The sequence below is a fragment of the Paenibacillus sp. CFBP 13594 genome (assembly GCF_014842675.1).
In the GTDB taxonomy this organism is placed as follows: domain Bacteria; phylum Bacillota; class Bacilli; order Paenibacillales; family Paenibacillaceae; genus Paenibacillus; species Paenibacillus amylolyticus_B.
Genome location: NZ_JACYVQ010000002.1, coordinates 626837 through 646271, shown reverse-complemented (window position 1 = coordinate 646271; position 19435 = coordinate 626837). Strand labels below are relative to the sequence as shown.

Annotated in this window: 21 protein-coding genes and 1 other RNA gene; 15 read left to right on the top strand and 7 right to left on the bottom strand. The window is 45.3% G+C overall.

The annotated features are described in order from the left end of the window. The first annotated feature begins 108 nt into the window (after positions 1 to 108). The 3 genes from IFU39_RS10325 (at position 109) to IFU39_RS10315 (ending at position 1739) form a co-directional block, all read left to right on the top strand. The gene (locus IFU39_RS10325) at positions 109 to 921 is read left to right on the top strand and encodes a YesL family protein (RefSeq protein ID WP_017689383.1); all 813 of its coding nucleotides are present in this window, start codon (positions 109 to 111) and stop codon (positions 919 to 921) included. A gap of 51 nt (positions 922 to 972) precedes the next feature. Continuing rightward, positions 973 to 1164, top strand: a non-coding RNA gene (gene ssrS, locus IFU39_RS10320) — 6S RNA. A gap of 182 nt (positions 1165 to 1346) precedes the next feature. Next, a complete protein-coding gene (locus IFU39_RS10315) occupies positions 1347 to 1739 on the top strand; it encodes a DUF1499 domain-containing protein (RefSeq protein ID WP_017689382.1) in 393 nt (130 codons plus the stop codon). A gap of 71 nt (positions 1740 to 1810) precedes the next feature. On the opposite strand, the gene tpx is transcribed toward IFU39_RS10315, so the two are convergent. Beyond that, positions 1811 to 2329: a thiol peroxidase gene (gene tpx, locus IFU39_RS10310; protein ID WP_091017517.1), complete on the bottom strand. Its 519-nt coding sequence runs from the start codon at positions 2327 to 2329 to the stop codon at positions 1811 to 1813. A gap of 148 nt (positions 2330 to 2477) precedes the next feature. Here tpx and IFU39_RS10305 point away from each other — a divergent pair, with 148 nt between their 5' ends. After that, positions 2478 to 3104, top strand: coding sequence for a rhomboid family intramembrane serine protease (locus IFU39_RS10305; RefSeq protein ID WP_036609651.1), 627 nt, complete (start codon positions 2478 to 2480; stop codon positions 3102 to 3104). A 70-nt stretch (positions 3105 to 3174) separates the two neighbouring features. After that, positions 3175 to 4086, top strand: coding sequence for a LysR family transcriptional regulator (locus IFU39_RS10300; protein WP_062833647.1), 912 nt, complete (start codon positions 3175 to 3177; stop codon positions 4084 to 4086). A 36-nt stretch (positions 4087 to 4122) separates the two neighbouring features. Here IFU39_RS10300 and IFU39_RS10295 read toward each other — a convergent pair whose 3' ends face one another. Further along, positions 4123 to 4803, bottom strand: coding sequence for a zinc metallopeptidase (locus tag IFU39_RS10295; protein ID WP_036609646.1), 681 nt, complete (start codon positions 4801 to 4803; stop codon positions 4123 to 4125). Positions 4804 to 4831: 28 nt separating this feature from the next. Then, on the bottom strand, positions 4832 to 5260 hold the full coding sequence (locus IFU39_RS10290; protein WP_017689377.1) for a MerR family transcriptional regulator: 429 nt from the start codon (positions 5258 to 5260) through the stop codon (positions 4832 to 4834). Between the two features lie 351 nt (positions 5261 to 5611). Here IFU39_RS10290 and IFU39_RS10285 point away from each other — a divergent pair, with 351 nt between their 5' ends. From IFU39_RS10285 to IFU39_RS10275, 3 genes are read left to right on the top strand one after another with little or no spacing between them, the layout of a single operon-like run. Beyond that, positions 5612 to 7012: an ammonium transporter gene (locus IFU39_RS10285; RefSeq protein WP_074094452.1), complete on the top strand. Its 1401-nt coding sequence runs from the start codon at positions 5612 to 5614 to the stop codon at positions 7010 to 7012. Between the two features lie 41 nt (positions 7013 to 7053). Beyond that, positions 7054 to 8139 (top strand): DUF294 nucleotidyltransferase-like domain-containing protein, encoded by a 1086-nt coding sequence (locus IFU39_RS10280; RefSeq protein WP_446740339.1) that lies wholly within the window; start codon positions 7054 to 7056, stop codon positions 8137 to 8139. Then, positions 8136 to 8873 carry an exonuclease domain-containing protein gene (locus tag IFU39_RS10275; protein ID WP_192132470.1) on the top strand — a complete coding sequence of 246 codons (738 nt, stop codon included), beginning with the start codon at positions 8136 to 8138 and terminating at the stop codon, positions 8871 to 8873. The genes IFU39_RS10280 and IFU39_RS10275 overlap by 4 nt, the downstream gene beginning before the upstream one ends. Here IFU39_RS10275 and IFU39_RS10270 read toward each other — a convergent pair. Beyond that, entirely contained in the window at positions 8859 to 9350 is a 492-nt protein-coding gene (locus tag IFU39_RS10270) for a M67 family metallopeptidase (RefSeq protein WP_192132468.1), read from the bottom strand. The two genes, IFU39_RS10275 and IFU39_RS10270, sit on opposite strands and share 15 nt — an antisense overlap. Positions 9351 to 9576: 226 nt before the next feature. Between IFU39_RS10270 and IFU39_RS10265 the strand changes: the two genes are divergently transcribed. Then, on the top strand, positions 9577 to 10128 hold the full coding sequence (locus IFU39_RS10265; protein WP_192132466.1) for a TlpA family protein disulfide reductase: 552 nt from the start codon (positions 9577 to 9579) through the stop codon (positions 10126 to 10128). Between the two features lie 82 nt (positions 10129 to 10210). Here the strand turns inward: IFU39_RS10265 and cimA are convergent, their stop codons facing one another. Then, positions 10211 to 11830, bottom strand: coding sequence for a citramalate synthase (cimA, locus tag IFU39_RS10260; protein WP_192132464.1), 1620 nt, complete (start codon positions 11828 to 11830; stop codon positions 10211 to 10213). A 531-nt stretch (positions 11831 to 12361) separates the two neighbouring features. Here cimA and IFU39_RS10255 point away from each other — a divergent pair. The 3 genes from IFU39_RS10255 (at position 12362) to IFU39_RS10245 (ending at position 15683) form a co-directional block, all read left to right on the top strand. Next, the gene (locus tag IFU39_RS10255; protein ID WP_192132558.1) at positions 12362 to 13663 is read left to right on the top strand and encodes a DNA polymerase IV; all 1302 of its coding nucleotides are present in this window, start codon (positions 12362 to 12364) and stop codon (positions 13661 to 13663) included. A 117-nt stretch (positions 13664 to 13780) separates the two neighbouring features. Then, the gene (locus tag IFU39_RS10250) at positions 13781 to 14023 is read left to right on the top strand and encodes a ferredoxin (RefSeq protein ID WP_017689369.1); all 243 of its coding nucleotides are present in this window, start codon (positions 13781 to 13783) and stop codon (positions 14021 to 14023) included. A 217-nt stretch (positions 14024 to 14240) separates the two neighbouring features. Beyond that, positions 14241 to 15683 (top strand): L,D-transpeptidase family protein, encoded by a 1443-nt coding sequence (locus IFU39_RS10245; protein ID WP_192132462.1) that lies wholly within the window; start codon positions 14241 to 14243, stop codon positions 15681 to 15683. A 41-nt stretch (positions 15684 to 15724) separates the two neighbouring features. Here the strand turns inward: IFU39_RS10245 and IFU39_RS10240 are convergent, their stop codons facing one another. Then, entirely contained in the window at positions 15725 to 15862 is a 138-nt protein-coding gene (locus IFU39_RS10240; protein WP_017689367.1) for a hypothetical protein, read from the bottom strand. Between the two features lie 255 nt (positions 15863 to 16117). On the opposite strand from IFU39_RS10240, the gene IFU39_RS10235 reads away from it, so the two are divergent. The 3 genes from IFU39_RS10235 to IFU39_RS10225 all read left to right on the top strand — a co-directional run bounded on the left by IFU39_RS10235 (position 16118) and on the right by IFU39_RS10225 (position 18635). After that, the gene (locus IFU39_RS10235) at positions 16118 to 17215 is read left to right on the top strand and encodes a quinone-dependent dihydroorotate dehydrogenase (RefSeq protein WP_192132460.1); all 1098 of its coding nucleotides are present in this window, start codon (positions 16118 to 16120) and stop codon (positions 17213 to 17215) included. A gap of 135 nt (positions 17216 to 17350) precedes the next feature. Then, the gene (locus IFU39_RS10230) at positions 17351 to 18166 is read left to right on the top strand and encodes a GTP pyrophosphokinase (protein WP_036609636.1); all 816 of its coding nucleotides are present in this window, start codon (positions 17351 to 17353) and stop codon (positions 18164 to 18166) included. Beyond that, positions 18153 to 18635, top strand: coding sequence for a DUF309 domain-containing protein (locus tag IFU39_RS10225; RefSeq protein WP_192132458.1), 483 nt, complete (start codon positions 18153 to 18155; stop codon positions 18633 to 18635). The genes IFU39_RS10230 and IFU39_RS10225 overlap by 14 nt, the downstream gene beginning before the upstream one ends. Before the next feature lie 217 nt (positions 18636 to 18852). Here IFU39_RS10225 and IFU39_RS10220 read toward each other — a convergent pair whose 3' ends face one another. After that, entirely contained in the window at positions 18853 to 19401 is a 549-nt protein-coding gene (locus tag IFU39_RS10220) for a thioredoxin family protein (protein WP_047842389.1), read from the bottom strand. Positions 19402 to 19435: the final 34 nt, after the last annotated feature.

The window sequence follows — 19435 nt, the reverse complement described above, 5'->3', positions numbered from 1 at the left end:
GGACAATGACGATCTCTTTTCGGGAAGTACTGGCTTTTCCTATCTATAATAAGGTATATTAATATTAGACTTAAGGTAATTCGCAAGGCTGCAGAGGAGGAGAAATGTTTGGAATTTAAAGGAGCTATGGGTGGGATCTACCGGCTTACAGAGTGGATTACGAGACTGGCCGCAACCAATCTGTTGTGGGCTATTTGTTCGTCTCCGTTCTTGTTTTTCTTGATTATGAAACTGCTCGTGATGCAGCAGAACCTCGCAAACGAATCATTGCAAATGAACTGGGCTATAGCTATTGTGGCACCGCTTACACTGTTCCCGGCGACTTCGGCGCTGTTTACGGTTGTTCGTAAATGGAATATGGGCGATACGGATGTTCCGATCTTCCGTACTTTCTTTGTAGGTTACAAGGAAAACTACAAGCAAAGTTTAATTGGGGGCATTTTTTACACACTGCTGTTCGCGATTATGTATCTGGATTACACCGTGTACATGACGCAGTTCCGCAATATGCAGCTCGTGGGAATCATCATGTTAGTACTGCTTCTCTTGTTATTTGTATCACTCTTTAACTTTTTCTCGATGGTTGTACACTATCATATGTCCATCGGACTTATTATCAAAAACGCGGTATTGCTTACGCTGATCAGACCATTCCGTGTATTTTCCACATTGCTGGGAAGTGGATTGCTGTTCTACATCGGTTTCCGTTATCCGGTCTTGTTTGTTTTCTTCATTATCAGTATCATTGCTTGGTTTGCTTTCTTTAACTTCTACGCAACCTTCAACAAGATGCAGGAGCAGATGGAGAAGATGCAACTCAAGAAGGAAGAAGAGGAAGCTGCTGCGCTGGCTGAACAATCAGCAGAGAATGGTGAAACATCTGAGCCATCAGACGACAAAAACATTACATTGCAAAAATAAAACATGATGGATCGCCATTTACTTTTTACACAGTTAGGGATATAATAATTGTACATCCTGCGATGTACGTTTCGGTTATTCGTTGTTTTGAACCAATGATGATGTCTTCGGGAGATCAACACAGAATGTTGCTGAAAAGCCCTGTCTATACGACATGGGGACTTCAAAAAGCATTTTTGCGGTCACCCACCTGCCAAGCAGGTTCATAAGACAATGTAGCCGGACGGCATAGGCGGGTTCCTAAATCTTCATGTACAGCACCCTGACTTTTCCTCTTTAGAAGGAATTTCAGGGTGTTTTTAAGTTGTGATGAATGTTTTTGATTGGTTTTACGATAAATATGATGCTTGCCCTTTTGTTACTACTTGAACAATGTTACACTAAGATACATAAATGGAACGGTTACATTAAAAGGAGGAAGGGTCTTGACCTTAAAGAGAACGCTCGTCGGTATCATCCGCAGCATGGAGGGGACCAGCGATCGAGCCAAGGATCCCAAATTAAAAACACGGTATTATAACTTATCCAAAGACAGAGCCTGGGAAGAGGTCTCTTCGACACTCAAAAAGATTCCGGGTTATAAAGTGCTGCATGAAGTGCCTTCTGTTGGAGAAGTTATTCTGGAGAAGCGGACTACCTTTGGACGGACGATGGATATTACAGTTTCCATTATCTCGGTAAGTCCTGTTCGCAGTGCGGTGGATATGTATTCAGCTTCTCGTGGTTCACTTGGAGACTTGGGTTCCAATTATCGCACGATTATGAACTTATTCTCTGTACTGGATAAAAAGCTAAGCAAGTATAAAGCAAATGATTGAAATAGATGATAAATAACAAAAGCGAGTGAAGGTTAACCTTCCTCGCTTTTGTTCTGAACGTATGATAACTTCTACAGCAAAGCTTTTACAGCAGCAATTGCTTGTTCGAAGTTAGGGGAGTCTGTCATTTCAGGCAAATACTCCACATATGTAATCCGGTCTTGGGCATCCAAAACAAAAATGGAGCGCATGTCGAGTTGGAATTCTTTGATCAGAACGCCGTAGTCTTCACCGAAAGAACGTGTTTTGTAGTCTGACAATGTAACTACGCGGTCAACACCAGCTGCTCCACACCAACGGGCTTGAGCGAACGGAAGGTCAACGCTTACTGTCAAGACAACAACATTGTCTCCGAGATCTCCAGCTTCCACGTTGAAACGACGAGTTTGCGCATCGCATACGCCAGTATCCAGGGAAGGAACAACGCTGATTAATTTGATTTTGCCTGCGAAGTCTTTCAGGGAAGCATCCTCAACCAGGTTCTTGCTCAGTGTAAAATCAGGTGCTTGATCGCCCACTTTCAGTTCGGGTCCGATCAATGTAATAGGGTTGCCTTTAAATGTGGCTGCGCCTGTACGTTCTTGTGTCATAATAATGTTCCTCCTTATAAATTGGTGATCCGTGCCAAAATCCATTATAATCTTTTATGAAAGGCATTGTCCAATTCGGACATGTACCATTACGATGGATCAGAGATGTAAGTCCGATCTGAACAGGGTGGAGTGAAAGAAGAAATTTATGATATTTATTCGCTATGAGAACTGGAAAGGTTATTTGAAGTATTTCCCTTTGACGTCGCTTTTTTTAATTGCCAATGTAGTCATGTTTATTGTGTTAACGGTGAACGGTGGATCAACAAACAATATGGTGCTGCTGAAATTCGGGGCACTTACGAATCATGAACTGTTCGCGCATGAATGGTGGCGTTACATTACATCCATGTTCCTGCATGCGGGCTTCAGTCATTTATTGTTTAACAGCTTTGCGTTAATCGTATTTGCACCACCAATGGAGCGGTTGCTCGGGTCGGTAAGGTATGGTGTATTGTACCTGGGTGGCGGTGTATTGGGTAATATTCTTGCTGTTGCGTGGTACAACTCGGTTGGGAGTATTACCATCTCGGTAGGGGCTTCAGGAGCGATCTATGCCGTCTATGGTGCATTCCTGTATGTAGCGCTGTTCCAGCGAACGATGATGGACGAGGCTTCGCGCAAAACGATGTACACGTTGCTTTTGTTCGGGATCATATTCTCTTTCGCCATGTCAGGCATCAACTGGATGGCTCACCTTGGCGGATTGTTGGGTGGATTCTTTATTTACGGACTGTTGATCAGATTGTGGAAACCCCGCAGCTTAAAGAGGTAGTCAGAACGTTCTCAAGATGGAATGCAATCCAGGATAAGTAGGGTATAACAGATTGGAGCGATCAGGACGAGTGGAATTAAGACAGTTGCATTACTTTTTGAAAGTGGCACAGAAGGAACATGTAACACAGGCTGCTGAAGAGTTGCATGTGGCACAGTCGGCGGTGAGTCGTCAGATTCATCAGCTGGAAGAGGAGCTGGGCGTGGACCTTTTTATGCAAAAGGGGCGGAACCTGCAGTTGACTGCAGTGGGACAGCTTTTTTGCAAACGAATTGAAGGTATATTAAAAGATTTGGACAAGGCAGTCGGGGAAGTTCATGAGTTTCTTGATCCGGAGCATGGGGAGATTCGAATTGGATTCCCTCATAGCCTGGGGATTCATCTCATTCCTTCCGTTGTGGCTGCTTTCCGTCAGCGTTACCCTAACGTGAAATTCAGATTCAAGCAGGGGATGTTCCCTACACTGATTCGTGATGTGTTATCTGGAGAGGTAGACTTGGCATTTATTTCTCCTTTTCCAGAGAAGCATGATCAAGTAGATGGTGATATTGTACTCACAGAAGAATTGCATGCGATCCTTCCTCCCAATCACCCGTTAGCTGGTGAAGAGACCATTGCGCTTGAACAACTCAAGGATGATAAATTTGTATTGTTTAGCAAAGGTTATTCTCTTCGTCCTATTGTGTGGCATGCCTGTCTGGAAGCTGGTTTTACACCCAAGATCGCTTTTGAAGGGGAAGAGACCGACACCATCCGCGGATTGGTTGCTGCGGGCATGGGGGTCAGTCTGCTACCTGAGATGGCGCTATTCCAGACGAATCCTTTGCAACCGGCACATGTGGCCATCTCCCATCCCAAAGTAACACGGACCATCGGGTTAATTCACCGTGCGGATGACAAACTGCCGCTGGTTGCCCAGTCCTTTCGTTCATTTTTGCTTCATTATTTCGGTTTACAACAAAACAATACCCCATCCGATTGACGGTGGGGTATTGTTTTTGTTGTATTAGGTATCCAATTAATCGCGGCTGTTGAAGATTCCGATATAACGAATCAACTCAAGCAGTGAGATCAACGCTGCAGCAACGTAAGTCAAGGCTGCGGCATTCAGAACCTTTGCAACACCTTTTTCTTCTTCGTTACGGATGTACCCTTCGGATACCATAATCTCTCTAGCGCGATTACTTGCATTGAACTCAACCGGTAAAGTGATGAGTTGGAATGCTACAGTTACGGAGAAGAAGATGATACCGATACCTACAAGGTTCATGGCATTGAAGATGAATCCTGCAATCAACAGGAATGGAGCTAATCCGGATGCAAAGTTCACAATTGGGAAGATCCGGTGACGCAGTGCCAGCATCGGATAACTTTCTTTATGCTGAATGGCGTGGCCAACTTCATGACACGCTACCGAAACAGCTGAGATTGAGTTTTCATAATATACTGGTTCTGATAAACGTACAACCCGATTGATCGGATCATAGTGATCAGAGAGCGTACCGCGTACAGGTTCAATTGGAACATCGTGCAGGCCGTTAGCATCAAGCATCTGGCGAGCGGCATCGTAACCAGTCATTCCGTTCTGGTTCGGTACCTCCGACCAACGTCTAAACGTACCTTTAACGCGAAATTGCGCCCATAAAGAGAGCAAAAAGGCGATAATGATCAATACGAACATACCGTTATTAAAACTCATATTCATTCCTCCGCTTTCTAAGAATAAGCTACATCATGGTGTTCTCAAGCAAGATTTTTAGTGCCTCCATTGTACCGGCACTTTTGGTGAGGAGTCCTGCCATCATTTTACGTGCTTGTACAGGTTTCATCTCTCCAAGTAGCGGTTTGAGTTCGTTAACCTCTCGCTCAAGTTGTTGTACATGAAGCTCCAGTGTTGTCAATTTGCTGGCAACTTGTTCTTCTGTACTAACCAGACGCCACTTTTCAAGAGATTGCTTAATCTCGTCGAGACTATACTTCTCTTGTTTCATCTGTACAATACGTTCAAGCCTCGTTAAAGTTTCATTACTATAGAGACGATAATTTTTTTGTGTACGTTCTTCGGGAGCGATTAGTCCAAGCTTCGTGTAATAATCAATCGTCCGTTCACTAACACCAGCGGTCTTGGCAAGTTCGCCAATCCGAAAAAGTTTCATATCCCCAATGATATTCACCTCGCTTGCAAGTTCAAATGTAGGGAATTGTAGTTTCCACTTGTGAATTTCTAGACTACGCCCAATTTTCTTACTAATAAGTATGATACATGATCTTTAACCGTACAGTCAAACGTTATGCTTTGGCAATCAGCATACTGCATTTCTATATCTATGTACTCATAGAATGTGATTATGTACTTAAGTGCAAGAAAAAGACGTATGACTTTATTCCCAGAAATATTTTTCAGTTTTGATGAAAATACTCTTGTCAACTTTCCTCTCTTCTGCTTATAATGACATTAAGAGTTTCACGTTATGTGAAGAAACTTAACATAAGAGGGAGTGGGGTATATGAGAAAGAAATGGTTGGTTTCCGTGTTAGTAATGCTTACTTTGTTCGCTTTTCCGGTCAGCGCTTTTGCGGCTGCGGAGGGTCCGACTAACATTGAACTTCAAAGTGGTTTGAACTCAGCCTTTACGTTTTTGGCTGTTGTACTCGTGTTCTTGATGCAAGGGGGATTTGCTTTACTCGAAGCGGGTTCAACACGAATGAAGAATGCAGGACACATTGCGGGTAAGACCATCCTGACACTGGGAATTTCAGTTATTGCCTTCTGGGCTTTGGGTTTCGGTCTTGGTTTCGGTAATGGTAACAGCTTCTTTGGAACAACAGGATTCTTCCTGAGTGGTGACAAGATGGCTGCTTCCTTCGAATCACTGGCTTTCTCCGATGTTCCACTGACTATTAAATTCGTATTTCACCTCGCCTTTGCGGCGGTATCTCTGGCCATTGCCTGCGGTGGTATGGCTGAACGTGCAAAGATGAGCGTATATATTGTTTTCGGTACTCTTTATACCATTATCATGTATCCGGTTGTTGCTCACTGGGTATGGGGCGGCGGCTGGTTGGCTGAGCTGGGTATGCAAGACTTTGCAGGATCGACGGTTGTTCACTTGACTGGTGCGACTGCAGCATTGGTAGCTACCATCTTGTTGAAACCACGTATTGGTAAATATAACAAAGACGGAAAACCTAACATCATTCCAGGTCACAACCAAGTGTATTCCGTACTCGGGGTTATTATCCTCTGGATCGGTTGGTTCGGATTCAACCCAGGTAGTACATTATCTGCCATGGGGGATGGGTTCTTCGGTTATGTTGCATTAACTACTAACGTAGCTGCTGCAGCTGGTGGTGTTGCTGCGCTGTTGATCTCATGGGCAGTACTTGGTAAGTCTGATATTCCTAGCATGTTAAACGGTGTGCTTGCGGCACTCGTTGCGATTACAGGAGCATGTGCATTCGTTGAACCTTGGGCAGCGCTGGTTATCGGTGCTCTGGCGGGTATCATCACATTCTTCACAGCACAGTACTTCGATCGTAAAGGAATTGACGATCCAATCTACGCTTTCTCCGTGCATGGTATTGCTGGTATGTGGGGTGCGATCTCCACGGGCTTGTTCGCTACTCCTGAACTTGCCGAGAATGCTGGTGTAGGTCAAGCGGGTCTGTTCTATGGCGGTGGATTCCACCAATTGGGCGTACAGCTTCTCGGTCTGGCAGGTGCTTTTGCCTTCGTACTGGTCATGTCCTTCATTATTCTGGGTGGAATGAAAGCGATCATGGGCATCCGTGTTACTGAAGAAGAAGAAACAATGGGTCTGGATATCAGTGAGCACGGTACTTACGGATACCCTGAACAAATGAAAAATGTAGATTCTAAATCCAATGGTGGTACGTTCAGCTCCTGAGGTGAATGATGCTGAATCATGCTTCAAGGAGGCTGGACATGATGGAACCCATCTCGTATACAAACTATTCCTGGTCTTATCAGGGAATCGATGGTGCGGTGTCTTCTCAAGAACTGCGCCAGGAACGTGTAATATTACAGAACGAGCTCCAGGAATTGTTGTCCGCTTCCTTGTCGCCGATCGAGTGGTACCAAACGGTAAATGAACTGCATGACCGGATTGGACGGAAAGCAGTAGAGTTATGCATTCAGGGGATGGTTGAGGAAGGCTTCGGCCAACCTCCCGTCCCCTATACCTTTATCGTATTTGGCAGTTCCGGCAGGGAAGAAGCAACGTTATGGAGTGATCAGGATAATGGCATGATCATTAGCGATACTCCGCATGAAGGTAAAGAGGAATATTTTGCTCAGCTCGGACAGCGAATGACGGATATGTTAGAAGAGCTTGGTTACGCCAAGTGCGAAGGTAAAGTCATGTGCTCTGAGCCACTCTGGAGAAAAACACTGGCCTCATGGAAACAACAATTAGCAGATTGGAGCTCGGATCTGAATTGGGAGCCTGTTCGTAATCTGATTATTGCTTCAGACATGCGTTTTGTTGCAGGTGAGCAAAGTCTGGCGGAGGAATGGATCACGAGTTTTTATGAACAGTTCAGACTGATTCCTGAACTTTCGGATGCAGTTCTTCGCAATACGGTTAAACATAAAGCTACATTAAATGTACTTGGACGTGTGGTCACAGAACGATTTGGTGAACATGCAGGCGGATTTGATGTTAAGTATGGTTTGTACATTCCGCTGGTGAACAGTGCTCGTTATTTGGCTTTGCAACATGGGATCAAGGAGTCATCTACGTTAAAAAGAATGGAGAGACTGACTTCGCTTGAAGCTGTTCCATTTACATTACTGGATGCATGTCAGCGGGCCTTCTTGGCTGCTTTGAAATTTCGCCGAAGTACACCGGTTTTCATGCAAGGGGATTTGCAACATAGCAGTGGGTTCCTGGATGAGAAACAGATGAAACAAAAGCAAATTCATTATGAGCTCAGGGATACGCTCGGGTTGGTACGACGAGTGCATCGTGCTTTGCAAAGACAGTTGCGTTTTGCAGAAAGGAGACGTCCATGAGAGAGCCAGCAAGGGGCAATACAGGATTCTGGAATTCGCTGCGTCAGGGAGGGGTTCCTTCCGCCATCGCTTCCATTATGGGAGCCCCTACGGCGCAACACATGGCGTTTATCCGTTCGATGATGAGAGATCAGCGCAGACCTGAGGTTCTGCATACACCTCTAAATGAGCTGGACGCAGTTGTATTTGATCTGGAAACGACGGGATTTTCGCCCCAGCATGGGGATGAGATTATCTCATTTGGTGCGGTCCGTATACATGGTGGTGTGGTACTGGAAGGGGAGCAGTTCTATACGGTGGTGCAGTCCAAGACTGCGGTTCCGGAACATATCACTGAACTTACAGGTATTACGCAGGAGATGACGCTGGACGCGCCAACTTTGCTGGAGGGACTGCATGATTTCATGTCTTTTGTTGGCGGAAATGTTCTGATTGCACACGCAAGTGCGCATGACCGAGCTTTTCTGAATGCAGCTCTATGGCGGACTTCGAAGGTAAGGTTGACACATCGTTTAATTGATACGATGATGTTGGCCCGCTGGCTTGAACCAAGCAGGCCGGGGTATGGTCTGGATGAATTGCTGGAATCCAGAGGGATTCCGATCTATGGGCGGCACCATGCACTGGAAGATTCAAAAATGACTGCGCAGTTATGGTCTTGTTACTTGGAGGACATGATGCGTAAAAATGTGGAGACCTTGGGTGATCTGTATACCCAGCTAAGTCACGCATAACGGAACGGGAAGCAGATTGTATGAAGGCACAACGCGGTGTGCCGGATCCTGCGATTCTTTCGAGGATTCAATCAGATAACCGTTCAGATGCATATGAGATCTTAACCCGCTTGTTAGGTCGGGTGAGCCGATGAGGTACATCTGAAGTAAACTGGCGAAGGCCGGAAGAGCTTGCATGTCCTCTACGGATGGAACAGGCCTGGTCTGCGGATGAGAATGGAAGATACCAATGAGCTTGGGCTCGGAGAATACGCACCGAATCCATTCGGCATCGTCCAGAGTAAAATGGTGCAGCGGGTCAGGTGCTACGTTACGAATGGGCTGAAACCGACTGATTCGTATACCGCCCGCTGCGGTTTCACCCAGCATAACCCCGCAGGCTTCTTGCGGCAGCGAAAGGAACATGTGCTTTGACATCTCTTGTTCTACGGAAGAAGGGATGTAGATGGCGTTTTGCTGCCCGTGAAGTGCTGCCATTTGTATTCACCCCTCTCTCTTTGGCTCCTGCTATGGCAGGAGTCCTTTTTCATTTTATTTTCTGTAATGCGGATTGTAAAATTTTAAAGGAAAAGGGTACAATAATAAAGAGAACATTTGGGAATCATGTTCTGGTGAACTGTAATAGAGCGTGATAAACACTTAGCATGTGCAGAAATTACGGTTTCAGTTTCAATGTGCTAATTATATAAAAGGGTGGCGGGTTATGAAACGAAACATATACATACTCCTTGGTGTTGTCTTGCTGGTTGGTGTTGCACTGGCCCAGAATGCGGGTGACGGCATTACAGCCGTCTTTAAGCAGGAAGAACCCATGCCTACAGAGACGGGGCCTCGTGCGGGTCTTCTGGCGCCCGCTTTTTCTCTGACAGCAATGGATGGGAAGACGTACAGTGTGGGTGGTGCCAAAGATAAGGCTACGTTTGTCAGTTTCTGGGCATCCTGGTGTGAGCCGTGTAAACAGGAAGCTCCTGAGCTGAACAAAATGGCTGCAAAATACAAGGATAAGCTTGACATGTATGGGGTTAATGTAACGTCATACGATAAACTCAAAGATGCCAAAGCTTTTGTGGATGAGTACCAACTGACATTCCCTATTCCTTTGGATGAAAAGGGGACTGTGTATGCTCAATACAATGGGGTGGCTTTTCCGACGAATGTTCTGATTGACTCCAGAGGCGTTATACAGGAGATTGTTCTGGGCATATTACCCGAGAAAGAGTTGGAGCGTAAGATAAAAAAGTTAATTGCAAATTAATTTTCATGTAAACAAAGAAGCCTTTGCATCCATGAATCATGGGTACAGAGGCTTCTTTTTATTTTCCGGGAAATAAGCATTATTAGTGGTTGCTTATCCCATGAGCAGGAATAGGGAGTGTGTCCGGCTCATCCTGCAATTTTTCTTGAAGCAAAGCATAGCGGAAACTGTGTACGAGAGCTTCCCAACTTGCTTCAATTACGTTCTCGGATACACCGACAGTGTTCCATGTATTTTCCGTATTTTTGGATTCGATCAATACACGAACTTTGGCAGCTGTAGCATCCTTCTCATCCAGAACACGCACTTTGTAGTCCGACAGATGCATATTGGCAAGCGAAGGGAAGTATTGCACCAGCGCTTTCCGAAGGGCGTTATCGAGTGCGTTAACCGGACCGTTGCCCTCAGCAGCGGTATAAGCGCTTGTTCCAGCGATATTCACTTTGACAAAAGCTTCAGAAACAACGGATTTGCCCGCCGTTTTCTCTACAAGCATTTTGAATGATTCAAACGTGAACAATTCTTTCATATCACCGTTCGCTTCACGAATTAACAATTCAAGCGAAGCATCTGCACCTTCGAACTGGTAACCCTGATGCTCCAGGTCTTTGATCTTCTCAATAATCTGACGTGAATTGGCACTGCTTGGATCGAACTCAAGCCCCAGTTCCTGTGCTTTGGATACAATGTTACTTTGTCCGGCAAGTTCAGAGACCAGCACACGTTGTTTGTTACCAACCAGTTCAGGCACGATGTGTTCATAGGTACGTGAATCCCGCAGGATGGCAGAGACGTGAATTCCACCTTTGTGAGCAAAAGCAGCATTGCCGACATAAGGCTGATTAATCGGCATATTCACATTGGCAATCTCGCTAACATAACGAGCCACGTTTGTAAGTTGTCTCATGGAATCTTCAGTAACACATTCATAGCCAAGTTTCAGTTGCAGGTTCGGGATAATGGATGCGAGATTGGCGTTACCGCAACGCTCTCCATAACCGTTCATCGTTCCTTGCACCTGACGGGCTCCGGCTTGTACAGCGCTGAGTGTGTTGGCCACAGCCAGTTCACAATCATTATGTGTATGGATGCCGAGATGGGCATGAGGCAGGCTTCTATGCAATGTGGATACGATCTCGTGTACCTCGTTAGGCATCGTCCCGCCGTTGGTATCACACATGACGAGCCAGTCCGCTCCTGCCTCGTGAGCCTTGGTCAAGACCGCTTGAGCATACTCCGGGTTATGTTTGAATCCGTCAAAGAAGTGTTCTGCATCAAAGATCACTTCCATTCCATTCTGTTTCAGATAGGCGATGGAATCATAGATCATGGACAAGTTTTCTTCCAATGTAGTTTGCAAAGCGGTATGCACATGGAAGTCCCATGATTTACCGACCAGGGTTGCAGCCTGAGCACCAGATTCGATCATGCGCTTCAGGTTGGCGTCTTCACTAGCAACGCTGCCTTTACGGCGGGTACTGCCAAAAGCAACAACCTTTGCGTTCAGGTTTAATTCCTTGACTCTTTTGAAAAACTCAATGTCCTTGGTATTGCTGCCGGGAATTCCGCCTTCAATATAATGTACACCCAGGTCATCAAGCTTCTTGGCAATTTTGAGTTTGTCGTCTGCCGATAAGCTGACACCCTCCCCTTGTGTGCCGTCACGTAAAGTCGTATCGAAGATGGAAATGGCCTTTGACATGAAGATCCTCCTTTGAAATAAAGCGCTCTTTTAAAAGTATGGATTGTAAGTTAGGAAAAGCTGTTAAGTACGTTAGTGGACGAATCCTTCGATTCGGCAACGCTACACTGTGTTAAACTGGGTGCGCTGATTTGTCCTAAAGTTGTCAATTTGTATAATTAATTATTATATCACCATTATAGCCAAATGCTACATCGAAATCGCAGTATCATGTAACAATTAACGGATTTTAGAGAAAAAAGAAGGATGTTAATCATAATCCGGATGTATGTTATAATCTATTATTGAGTTTTAATTGGAATATATGGAAGAAAAGGAGGGTTTATTTTGAGTTTTGTATGGGAAAATACGGTTATTGTCCTGGTCACTTTGATATTTTTTGTGAGTGTAGGCTGGTTGATTATTCGGTCTCTGATCAGATCTCGCAGAAAATAAATGTTCGTGACTGAATTAACATAACGGGTTTGATATACTATAGAAGAAAGAAATTTGTTTCATTAATTAGTGTGCAAGAAAGGGCGGGGGTTCTTGATGTCTTCAGACGGCAATCCTCCAGCGAATGTGGATCAATACTACCCTACAGCCGGACGGGTGATTCTGCATGTCGATATGAATGCTTTCTACTGCTCTGTACATGAAGCCGAGGAACCAGATTTATATAGAGGAAAAGCAACGGCCGTTGCGGGCAGCAGTGAACTGCGAAAGGGTGTAATTGTAACCTGCTCATATGCCGCTCGTAATCGAGGCATCTCAACAGGTATGGTTGTCCACCAAGCCTTGAAAAAGTGCCCTGATCTCATTGTGATTCGTCCTGATTTTCATTTATATCGTCAATATTCAAGAGCTTTCATGCAGATTGCGTATAGTTATACCCCTCAACTTGAGGCAACGTCCATTGATGAATGTTATCTTGATATTACAGGGTCAAGGCAATTCGGGAATCCAATGGAGATTGCGGAGAGCATTCAGCGTAGAATCAAGGATGAATTGGGGCTGCCATGTTCCATTGGCATTGCCCCCAATAAATTATTGGCAAAAATGGCTTCGGATCTGAAAAAACCGAACGGTATCTCCATTCTACGTATGAGGGACGTACCCCGGATTCTTTGGCACAGGCCATGTAACGAGATGTTTGGCATTGGCAAAAAAACGGCTGAAAAGCTGAAAAAACTGGGCATTGAAACGATTGGTCAATTGGCCAAGTCGGATGAGAACATGTTGACCGAACTATTCGGAATTAATGGAGCATGGCTCAAAAATTCTGCGAATGGCATTAACCATTCCGCAGTTCACGCGGAACGGGAAGCCAATAAATCCATTGGACATACAACCACTTTACCGGCGGATGTATCGGATATGAATGAGATTCATCGGGTATTCCTCAATATAAGTGACCAGGTAGCCAGAAGATTGCGCAAGCACGAAATGTTCAGCCAGGGTATTCAGATTACGATCCGCACACCGGATATGAAGACAATCACCCGATCACGTTTAATGGAAGTTCCTACGGAGGATGCAACGGTCATTTACCGTGAGGCCTGTAAACTATTTGAGAAGCATTGGGGTAGTGGCAAGCCTGTACGCATGCTGGGTGTGACACTTCAGAACCTGATTCCAAGAGAAGAATCCGCTGTGCAGATGGACTTGTTTGAATATGAGCAGAAGCCCAAGAAGGACAATCTGATTCGGATAATGGATCAGTTACGTGATAAATTTGGTGAGAATGCTGTTGTGACCGCCGGCATGCTTGGAGACGATCCTTCCGTGCTGCTTCGGAATCATAAAGTGCGCGGTACTTCCCTGCAAAAAGATAACTTGCAAAGTCTTGATTAAATAAGGGATAATAGAGACTTGTGGTTGCAAAATGATTTGTAATTATGCTTACTTTGGTTTAATATGTTTCTAGATAAAAACACTGTACGTTTTGAATTTTAGGAGGAGAGAATGTAAATGAGTAAATATACTTGGGTTGAAAAAGACACATGCATCGCATGTGGCGCTTGTGGAGCAACGGCTCCAGACATCTACGATTATGATGATGAAGGCTTGGCTGAAGTTATCTTTGACGGCGATGCTAACCATGGTGTCAAAGCTATTCCAGACGACTTGTTTGACGATATGCAGGATGCATGCGATGGCTGCCCTACAGATTCAATCAAAGTAGCGGATGAGCCTTTCAATAAAGAAGGCTAAGGTTTTCTCACTAAACATACAGCACTTTCTTTTGTCTTAACGACAAGGGAAGGTGCTTTTTTTGCATTCATTTAAATGTGATTATCCGACTATGGATCAAGGACGAACATTGTCGAACCCCCTTTTTTCCACCGGGTACTCAAGTCCTATGGATTCAACACCTGGTTATGCCGATATATAATGATATACGGAAAAAGGCGAAATAGTGGAGGATCGGATGCAAAATACTCATCTAAGAACATATGTTAAGAAACATCCCGACAATAAAATGGCTTGGTACTTGCTCGGAAAGGAGTATTTGGGCGAAGGACAGGAGGCCAAAGCCAACTATTGCTTTCAGCAAGCGGGCGAGGTTTATGAGGCATTTGAACGCAGTAAAGCTCCTGCGGACATCTGGGTCGACTATCAGGAGAAACTAGTGGAGATGTCTGAGCAAAAAGAGAAAAAACAACGTAGACGCAAAATGTGGCTTACGTTGTTCATGCTGCTTGTGCTGGCAGGTCTGCCACCTGCGGACGCTCCGGGTTTCAGTCGTGAAGCGACCGACGCACTGTCAGCAGCACTGGAATCCACAGATGACATCGCAGCGCCTGTAGAAGCGGATAAACAGGTTGGAACTGTATCCATTGCGCCAAGCAATGTGTTCACTGCTGCGGCATTTGGTGGAGGTAATCATGGTGAGGCTGCGCTCGCAGCTGCCTGGTCTGGGTCTGGTCCAAAAGTAGAGACCTCTGCTGTACTGGGTATGCAAACCTCGGATGACTGGTCTTTATGGAAGCGAAATATGCCTGTGAAATACATAGTACAAACCAATACAAGCGGGAAATTAACTGCACAGAGTTATGATGCCAAGCAATGTAACTGTGAACCTCCTGAAATTACACCGAAAATCAAAAAGATGTCCTTGGCGTGGACCGCCAAGCAGGAAGCAGCTGCATCATTATCAAGTGCAATCGTTGCCTATCGCAAAAAAAATGACGCTTGGCCCAAGAGTGTAACGCAAATGGCTCAGCCATTTCCGATCAATATTCTGGGAGAGACTGCGTCAGGGATGACCGAGATGTTTCCGAAGCTGTTAGCTTTGCATCAAGGAAAGGCACAGGAAGGAAAGAGCGACTCAAATGGTAAAGAGAACGGTTCGACGACTTCGAATTCGTCTCAAGGCAAAAATGCCGCTTTTGCAGATACGCTGGGAGGTCAGCCTTTTTTGCAGGAGCCGCTGGAGATTGTCATTGATAAGGATAAACATAAACTTGCATTAATCAGTGGGGATACGATTGTTCGGATGTATGATGTGGGACTTGGCGGTGATCGCACACCGGAGGGGTCATTTGTCATTACAGATAAAGTGGTCAATCCGAATGGACGCTCGAACGGGGAGTTCGGAAGCAGAGGTATGCAGCTCTCGAATACGAATTATGCCATCCATGGGACCAACGAGCCAGACAGTATCGGACTGGATGAGTCCCTTGGATGTGTGAGAATGCGTACGGGAGATGTAGAAGAGTTATTCGCTCTTGCTCCGCAAGGCACTCCGGTACGCATTGGAGAAGATGTACTGCCAGATCTGACGCTTGTTCCAGAAGCAAAGCAGCGTTATCAGCATACGCTTGTTCCAAAGCAGAATAATCCGAACAAAACGTATCACTGGCTGAATTGATCTGTTGATATGTAGAATCAGATGGATTCAGCCTGAATCATCTACATGTTGGCAATAATGATAAGAGCACCAATGATGATGATCAAGCCACCTACACTGGCTGCTGTCCATGCAATGGCTTTGCGATTCACTTCTTCTTTCTTTTGCTGTAATGCAGGTGGTTTACGTTTGGGAGCCATGAGTTATTCCTCCTTATTTGGAATAGAACTGGTGTAGAGTAACCATGCTCTCATTGTAAAGAATTCAACTCGTCATTACCAGTGGGCGGGTGGATTTCTTGTGAGCATTTTGTATTATTCGATTTGTGCTGTCTATGCGCAAACTACTTTCCTTTTTAATAAGAAACAGATAGACTTGTGTGTAGAGTGTTTTTTTACATATGAAAAGACGGACAACGGCTTTTTGGCGTACCGGACCAGAACGGAGTGAGTGATTTGTTATACAGAAGTCTTGCTAAACCTTTGTTGTTCAAAATGGACCCTGAACAGGCCCATCATCTGATTATTGGCGGCCTTAGTGGCGTGGGTAGCATCCGTCCGGTTCCTTCCGGACTGCGTGTGATGTACGGCGTTCGGGAAACGTTTGATCTGGCTGTTGACATGTTTGGGTGTCATTTCCCTACACCTGTTGGTCTGGCTGCGGGGCTGGACAAAAACGGGCAGGCCGTAACGGGCTTTTCTTCCATCGGATTTGGATTCATGGAAGTGGGAACCGTGACACCACTTGCACAACCAGGTAACGATCAACCACGGCTGTTCCGTTTGCCTCCAGATGAGGCGTTGGTGAACCGAATGGGCTTCAACAATCTTGGTGCGGAAGCCATGGCAGGTGAATTGGCACGTCTACAGAATCGGCGTATTCCAGTGGCTGTTAACATCGGCAAAAATAAGGCAACGTCTAATGAGGAAGCTCACTTGGACTATTCGAAGTGCATTCAGGCACTATACGATTATGCTGATCTGTTCGTGGTTAATATCAGTTCACCAAATACACCGGATTTGCGTAATCTGCAACATGGGAATGAATTGAAGGAACTGCTCGCTGCGGTTATGAACGAGATGAACGTGCAGCATGCACGAGCGGGCGGAGCGACCAAATCCGTTCTGGTGAAGATCGCACCGGATGTGAATGATCAGGAACTTGAATATATGGTTCGAACCATTGCAGACAGCGGTGTTGCTGGCATTATTGCTACGAACACAACCATCAGTCGTACAGGACTTTCCCACCAACATGCAAAAGAGACTGGCGGTCTGAGCGGTAAACCTCTACGTGACCGTTCAACGGAGATTATTCGCCAGATCTATCGCCAGACCGAAGGCAAACTTCCGATTATCGGTTCAGGTGGCATTTTCACAAGTGAGGATGCATACGAGAAAATTAAAGCCGGAGCAAGCTTGGTCGAAATATATACAGCATTGATCTATGAAGGACCTGAGGTGAATCGGCGCATTCATGCTGGACTGCGTGAGTTGCTGCGCAAGGACGGTTATCGTCATATCTCTGAAGCGGTTGGTGCGGAGCATCGTTAAGAAGGAATGTGAATCCCCGGAATGAAAATATAGAAGCATGGGAAGAGCGTAAAATGGTTCGGGACTCTTCCCCCCACCAAACATCATGTATAATGGAATAGAACAGGGGACGCTATAGAGACAGGAGGCATAAGCATGGACGGTAGAGACTGGGGTACATTTTTACTTCCTTATGAACAAGCGGTAGAGGAATTGAAAGTCAAGTTTAAGACAATGCGAGCGGAACTGAAGAAACGGGAAGAGTATGCCCCGATTGAATTCGTTACCGGTCGTGTCAAAAAAATATCCAGTATTCTGGAGAAATCCAGACGACTGAATGTGTCGCTTGATGACGTGGAAACAGGCATTGAGGATATTGCAGGTATCCGCATTATGTGCCAGTTCGTGGATGATATCCGCCGGGTTGCCGAGTATATTCGAGGCCGTAAGGATCTCACGGTGCTCATTGAGAAAGATTACATTACGAATTTCAAAGAGAGCGGCTATCGTAGCTTTCATATGATTATTGAGTATCCCGTTCAGACGGCTCTCGGACAAAAGAAAGTTTTGGCCGAGATACAGATCCGGACACTTGCCATGAATTTCTGGGCTACCATTGAACATTCGCTGAGTTACAAGTTTCGGGAAGGGTTACCTGATGAGATGAGAACCAGGCTGAAAAAAACGGCTGAGGCCGCGTTTATACTGGACAACGAGATGTCTGCAATTCGTCTACAGATTTTGGAGGCGCAGAAGGCGTTTGAGGATGATTCCAATATCGTGTCAAGAACATTGAATATCATTCATCAATTATACTTCTACCACCTTGTCAGTGAAGCAATTGAAGCACAGAAGCGATTTAACGATTACTGGGAACGTCATGATATGGAAGGACTCAAAGACTTGCTGGATGACGTGAAGAAACTTCTGAACAACGCCAGAAAGGGCGAAAACCCGGATGAGCATCTATGAGCCACTGTACGTTGACTACTTAATCTACTTCAATCGGGATCAGGATTATTTCGAGTGCCATGAGGTGCTGGAAGAATTGTGGCTTGAACGTAGTCGGGATTCGCTCTATAAAGGGTTGTTACAAATTGCAGTTGGTTTATACCACTTCAGGAATGGCAATCTCCGCGGAGGAAAGATGATGTTACAGAGCTCACTTGATCTTCTGGAACCTTATCCTGCTACGATTCTGGGCATTGACCTTGGGGCTTTGGTACGGGATGTACAGGAAATCGTGAAGCAACTGTCCCAATCAGATGTTCAGTCTGTGACTTACAGGGATTTGTCCATACGAATTGTTGATGAGGTCTTAGAACAAGAGATATCTAGAAGATCGCTTGAGCTAAAACCTAATATTCCGCAGCGCCGGAGTCCTACCAGAGGGCGAATATACGAAGAGAAGATGAAGGCGATGGATCAGAGTAACAGTTGAACCGTAATCAGCATTAACATTCAAATGAGCATCCCATGGATATGAAGTTCCATGGTTATGAAACACCCCGACGATTCCTGTAAAGGGAACGATCGGGGTGTTTTTAAATGTTGCGTTATATTCAGATGATTGCAAGTGGCACAGCCTGTCCTTCAACAGAACGTTTCTGGTGATACAAGTGCCTGATTGTAGATACTTGTGAAAACGGAACTATCAGTTAGCTTGCCGAAGGAGCGGCGCTGCCTTTATATTTTTGGAAAAATTGTTTGTAATCATCCAGCGTGTAGCCCTGGTCACTGCCATTCTCTTGCAGTCCGCCAACCATACGGTCTTTCTCGACACCAGCCTCATAATAGACGAGTGTAGGTGTGAACTCGATATTGTAATCGGTCCATCCTGCTTCGAATTCACGCAGATTGAACTGTGGAAGCTCAATACCTTCACTGTCAACGAGTGGCATCAACTGAGGTGTTGTGGCACGGCAGTGCGAGCAGTCGGAAGCAAAGAAATAAACAAAAAAGCTGTCTTTGTTATCGATTTTGGCTTTGAGATCAGTGGGTACAATAATTTGTTGATAGTTGGGATCACTCAGTAGCTCCCTTGTAGCTGGATTAAGCTTGGAAGCAGCAATGCCATAAGCATTTTCCACTGAATCCATCTGTTTCTTGGATTGCTGGTCTACGACAACCAGTGCTGCAATCATAATGATTAAAATACCCAGGAAAATAAGGATCGCAGCACTTTTCTTTTTCTTCTTGGATTTCATTGGACATCCCCCATCGATCATATCGAAATATAGT

Bases quoted from the DNA above. Each gene is read 5' to 3' on its own strand.
- tpx (WP_091017517.1), bottom strand. From the start codon at position 2,329: ATGACACAAGAACGTACAGGCGCAGCCACATTTAAAGGCAACCCTATT.
- IFU39_RS10305 (WP_036609651.1), top strand. From the start codon at position 2,478: ATGATATTTATTCGCTATGAGAACTGGAAAGGTTATTTGAAGTATTTC.
- IFU39_RS10295 (WP_036609646.1), bottom strand. From the start codon at position 4,803: ATGAGTTTTAATAACGGTATGTTCGTATTGATCATTATCGCCTTTTTG.
- IFU39_RS10290 (WP_017689377.1), bottom strand. From the start codon at position 5,260: ATGAAACTTTTTCGGATTGGCGAACTTGCCAAGACCGCTGGTGTTAGT.
- IFU39_RS10285 (WP_074094452.1), top strand. From the start codon at position 5,612: ATGAGAAAGAAATGGTTGGTTTCCGTGTTAGTAATGCTTACTTTGTTC.
- IFU39_RS10280 (WP_446740339.1), top strand. From the start codon at position 7,054: ATGGAACCCATCTCGTATACAAACTATTCCTGGTCTTATCAGGGAATC.
- IFU39_RS10275 (WP_192132470.1), top strand. From the start codon at position 8,136: ATGAGAGAGCCAGCAAGGGGCAATACAGGATTCTGGAATTCGCTGCGT.
- IFU39_RS10270 (WP_192132468.1), bottom strand. From the start codon at position 9,350: ATGGCAGCACTTCACGGGCAGCAAAACGCCATCTACATCCCTTCTTCC.
- IFU39_RS10265 (WP_192132466.1), top strand. From the start codon at position 9,577: ATGAAACGAAACATATACATACTCCTTGGTGTTGTCTTGCTGGTTGGT.
- cimA (WP_192132464.1), bottom strand. From the start codon at position 11,830: ATGTCAAAGGCCATTTCCATCTTCGATACGACTTTACGTGACGGCACA.
- IFU39_RS10255 (WP_192132558.1), top strand. From the start codon at position 12,362: ATGTCTTCAGACGGCAATCCTCCAGCGAATGTGGATCAATACTACCCT.
- IFU39_RS10250 (WP_017689369.1), top strand. From the start codon at position 13,781: ATGAGTAAATATACTTGGGTTGAAAAAGACACATGCATCGCATGTGGC.
- IFU39_RS10245 (WP_192132462.1), top strand. From the start codon at position 14,241: ATGCAAAATACTCATCTAAGAACATATGTTAAGAAACATCCCGACAAT.
- IFU39_RS10240 (WP_017689367.1), bottom strand. From the start codon at position 15,862: ATGGCTCCCAAACGTAAACCACCTGCATTACAGCAAAAGAAAGAAGAA.
- IFU39_RS10230 (WP_036609636.1), top strand. From the start codon at position 17,351: ATGGACGGTAGAGACTGGGGTACATTTTTACTTCCTTATGAACAAGCG.
- IFU39_RS10225 (WP_192132458.1), top strand. From the start codon at position 18,153: ATGAGCATCTATGAGCCACTGTACGTTGACTACTTAATCTACTTCAAT.
- IFU39_RS10220 (WP_047842389.1), bottom strand. From the start codon at position 19,401: ATGAAATCCAAGAAGAAAAAGAAAAGTGCTGCGATCCTTATTTTCCTG.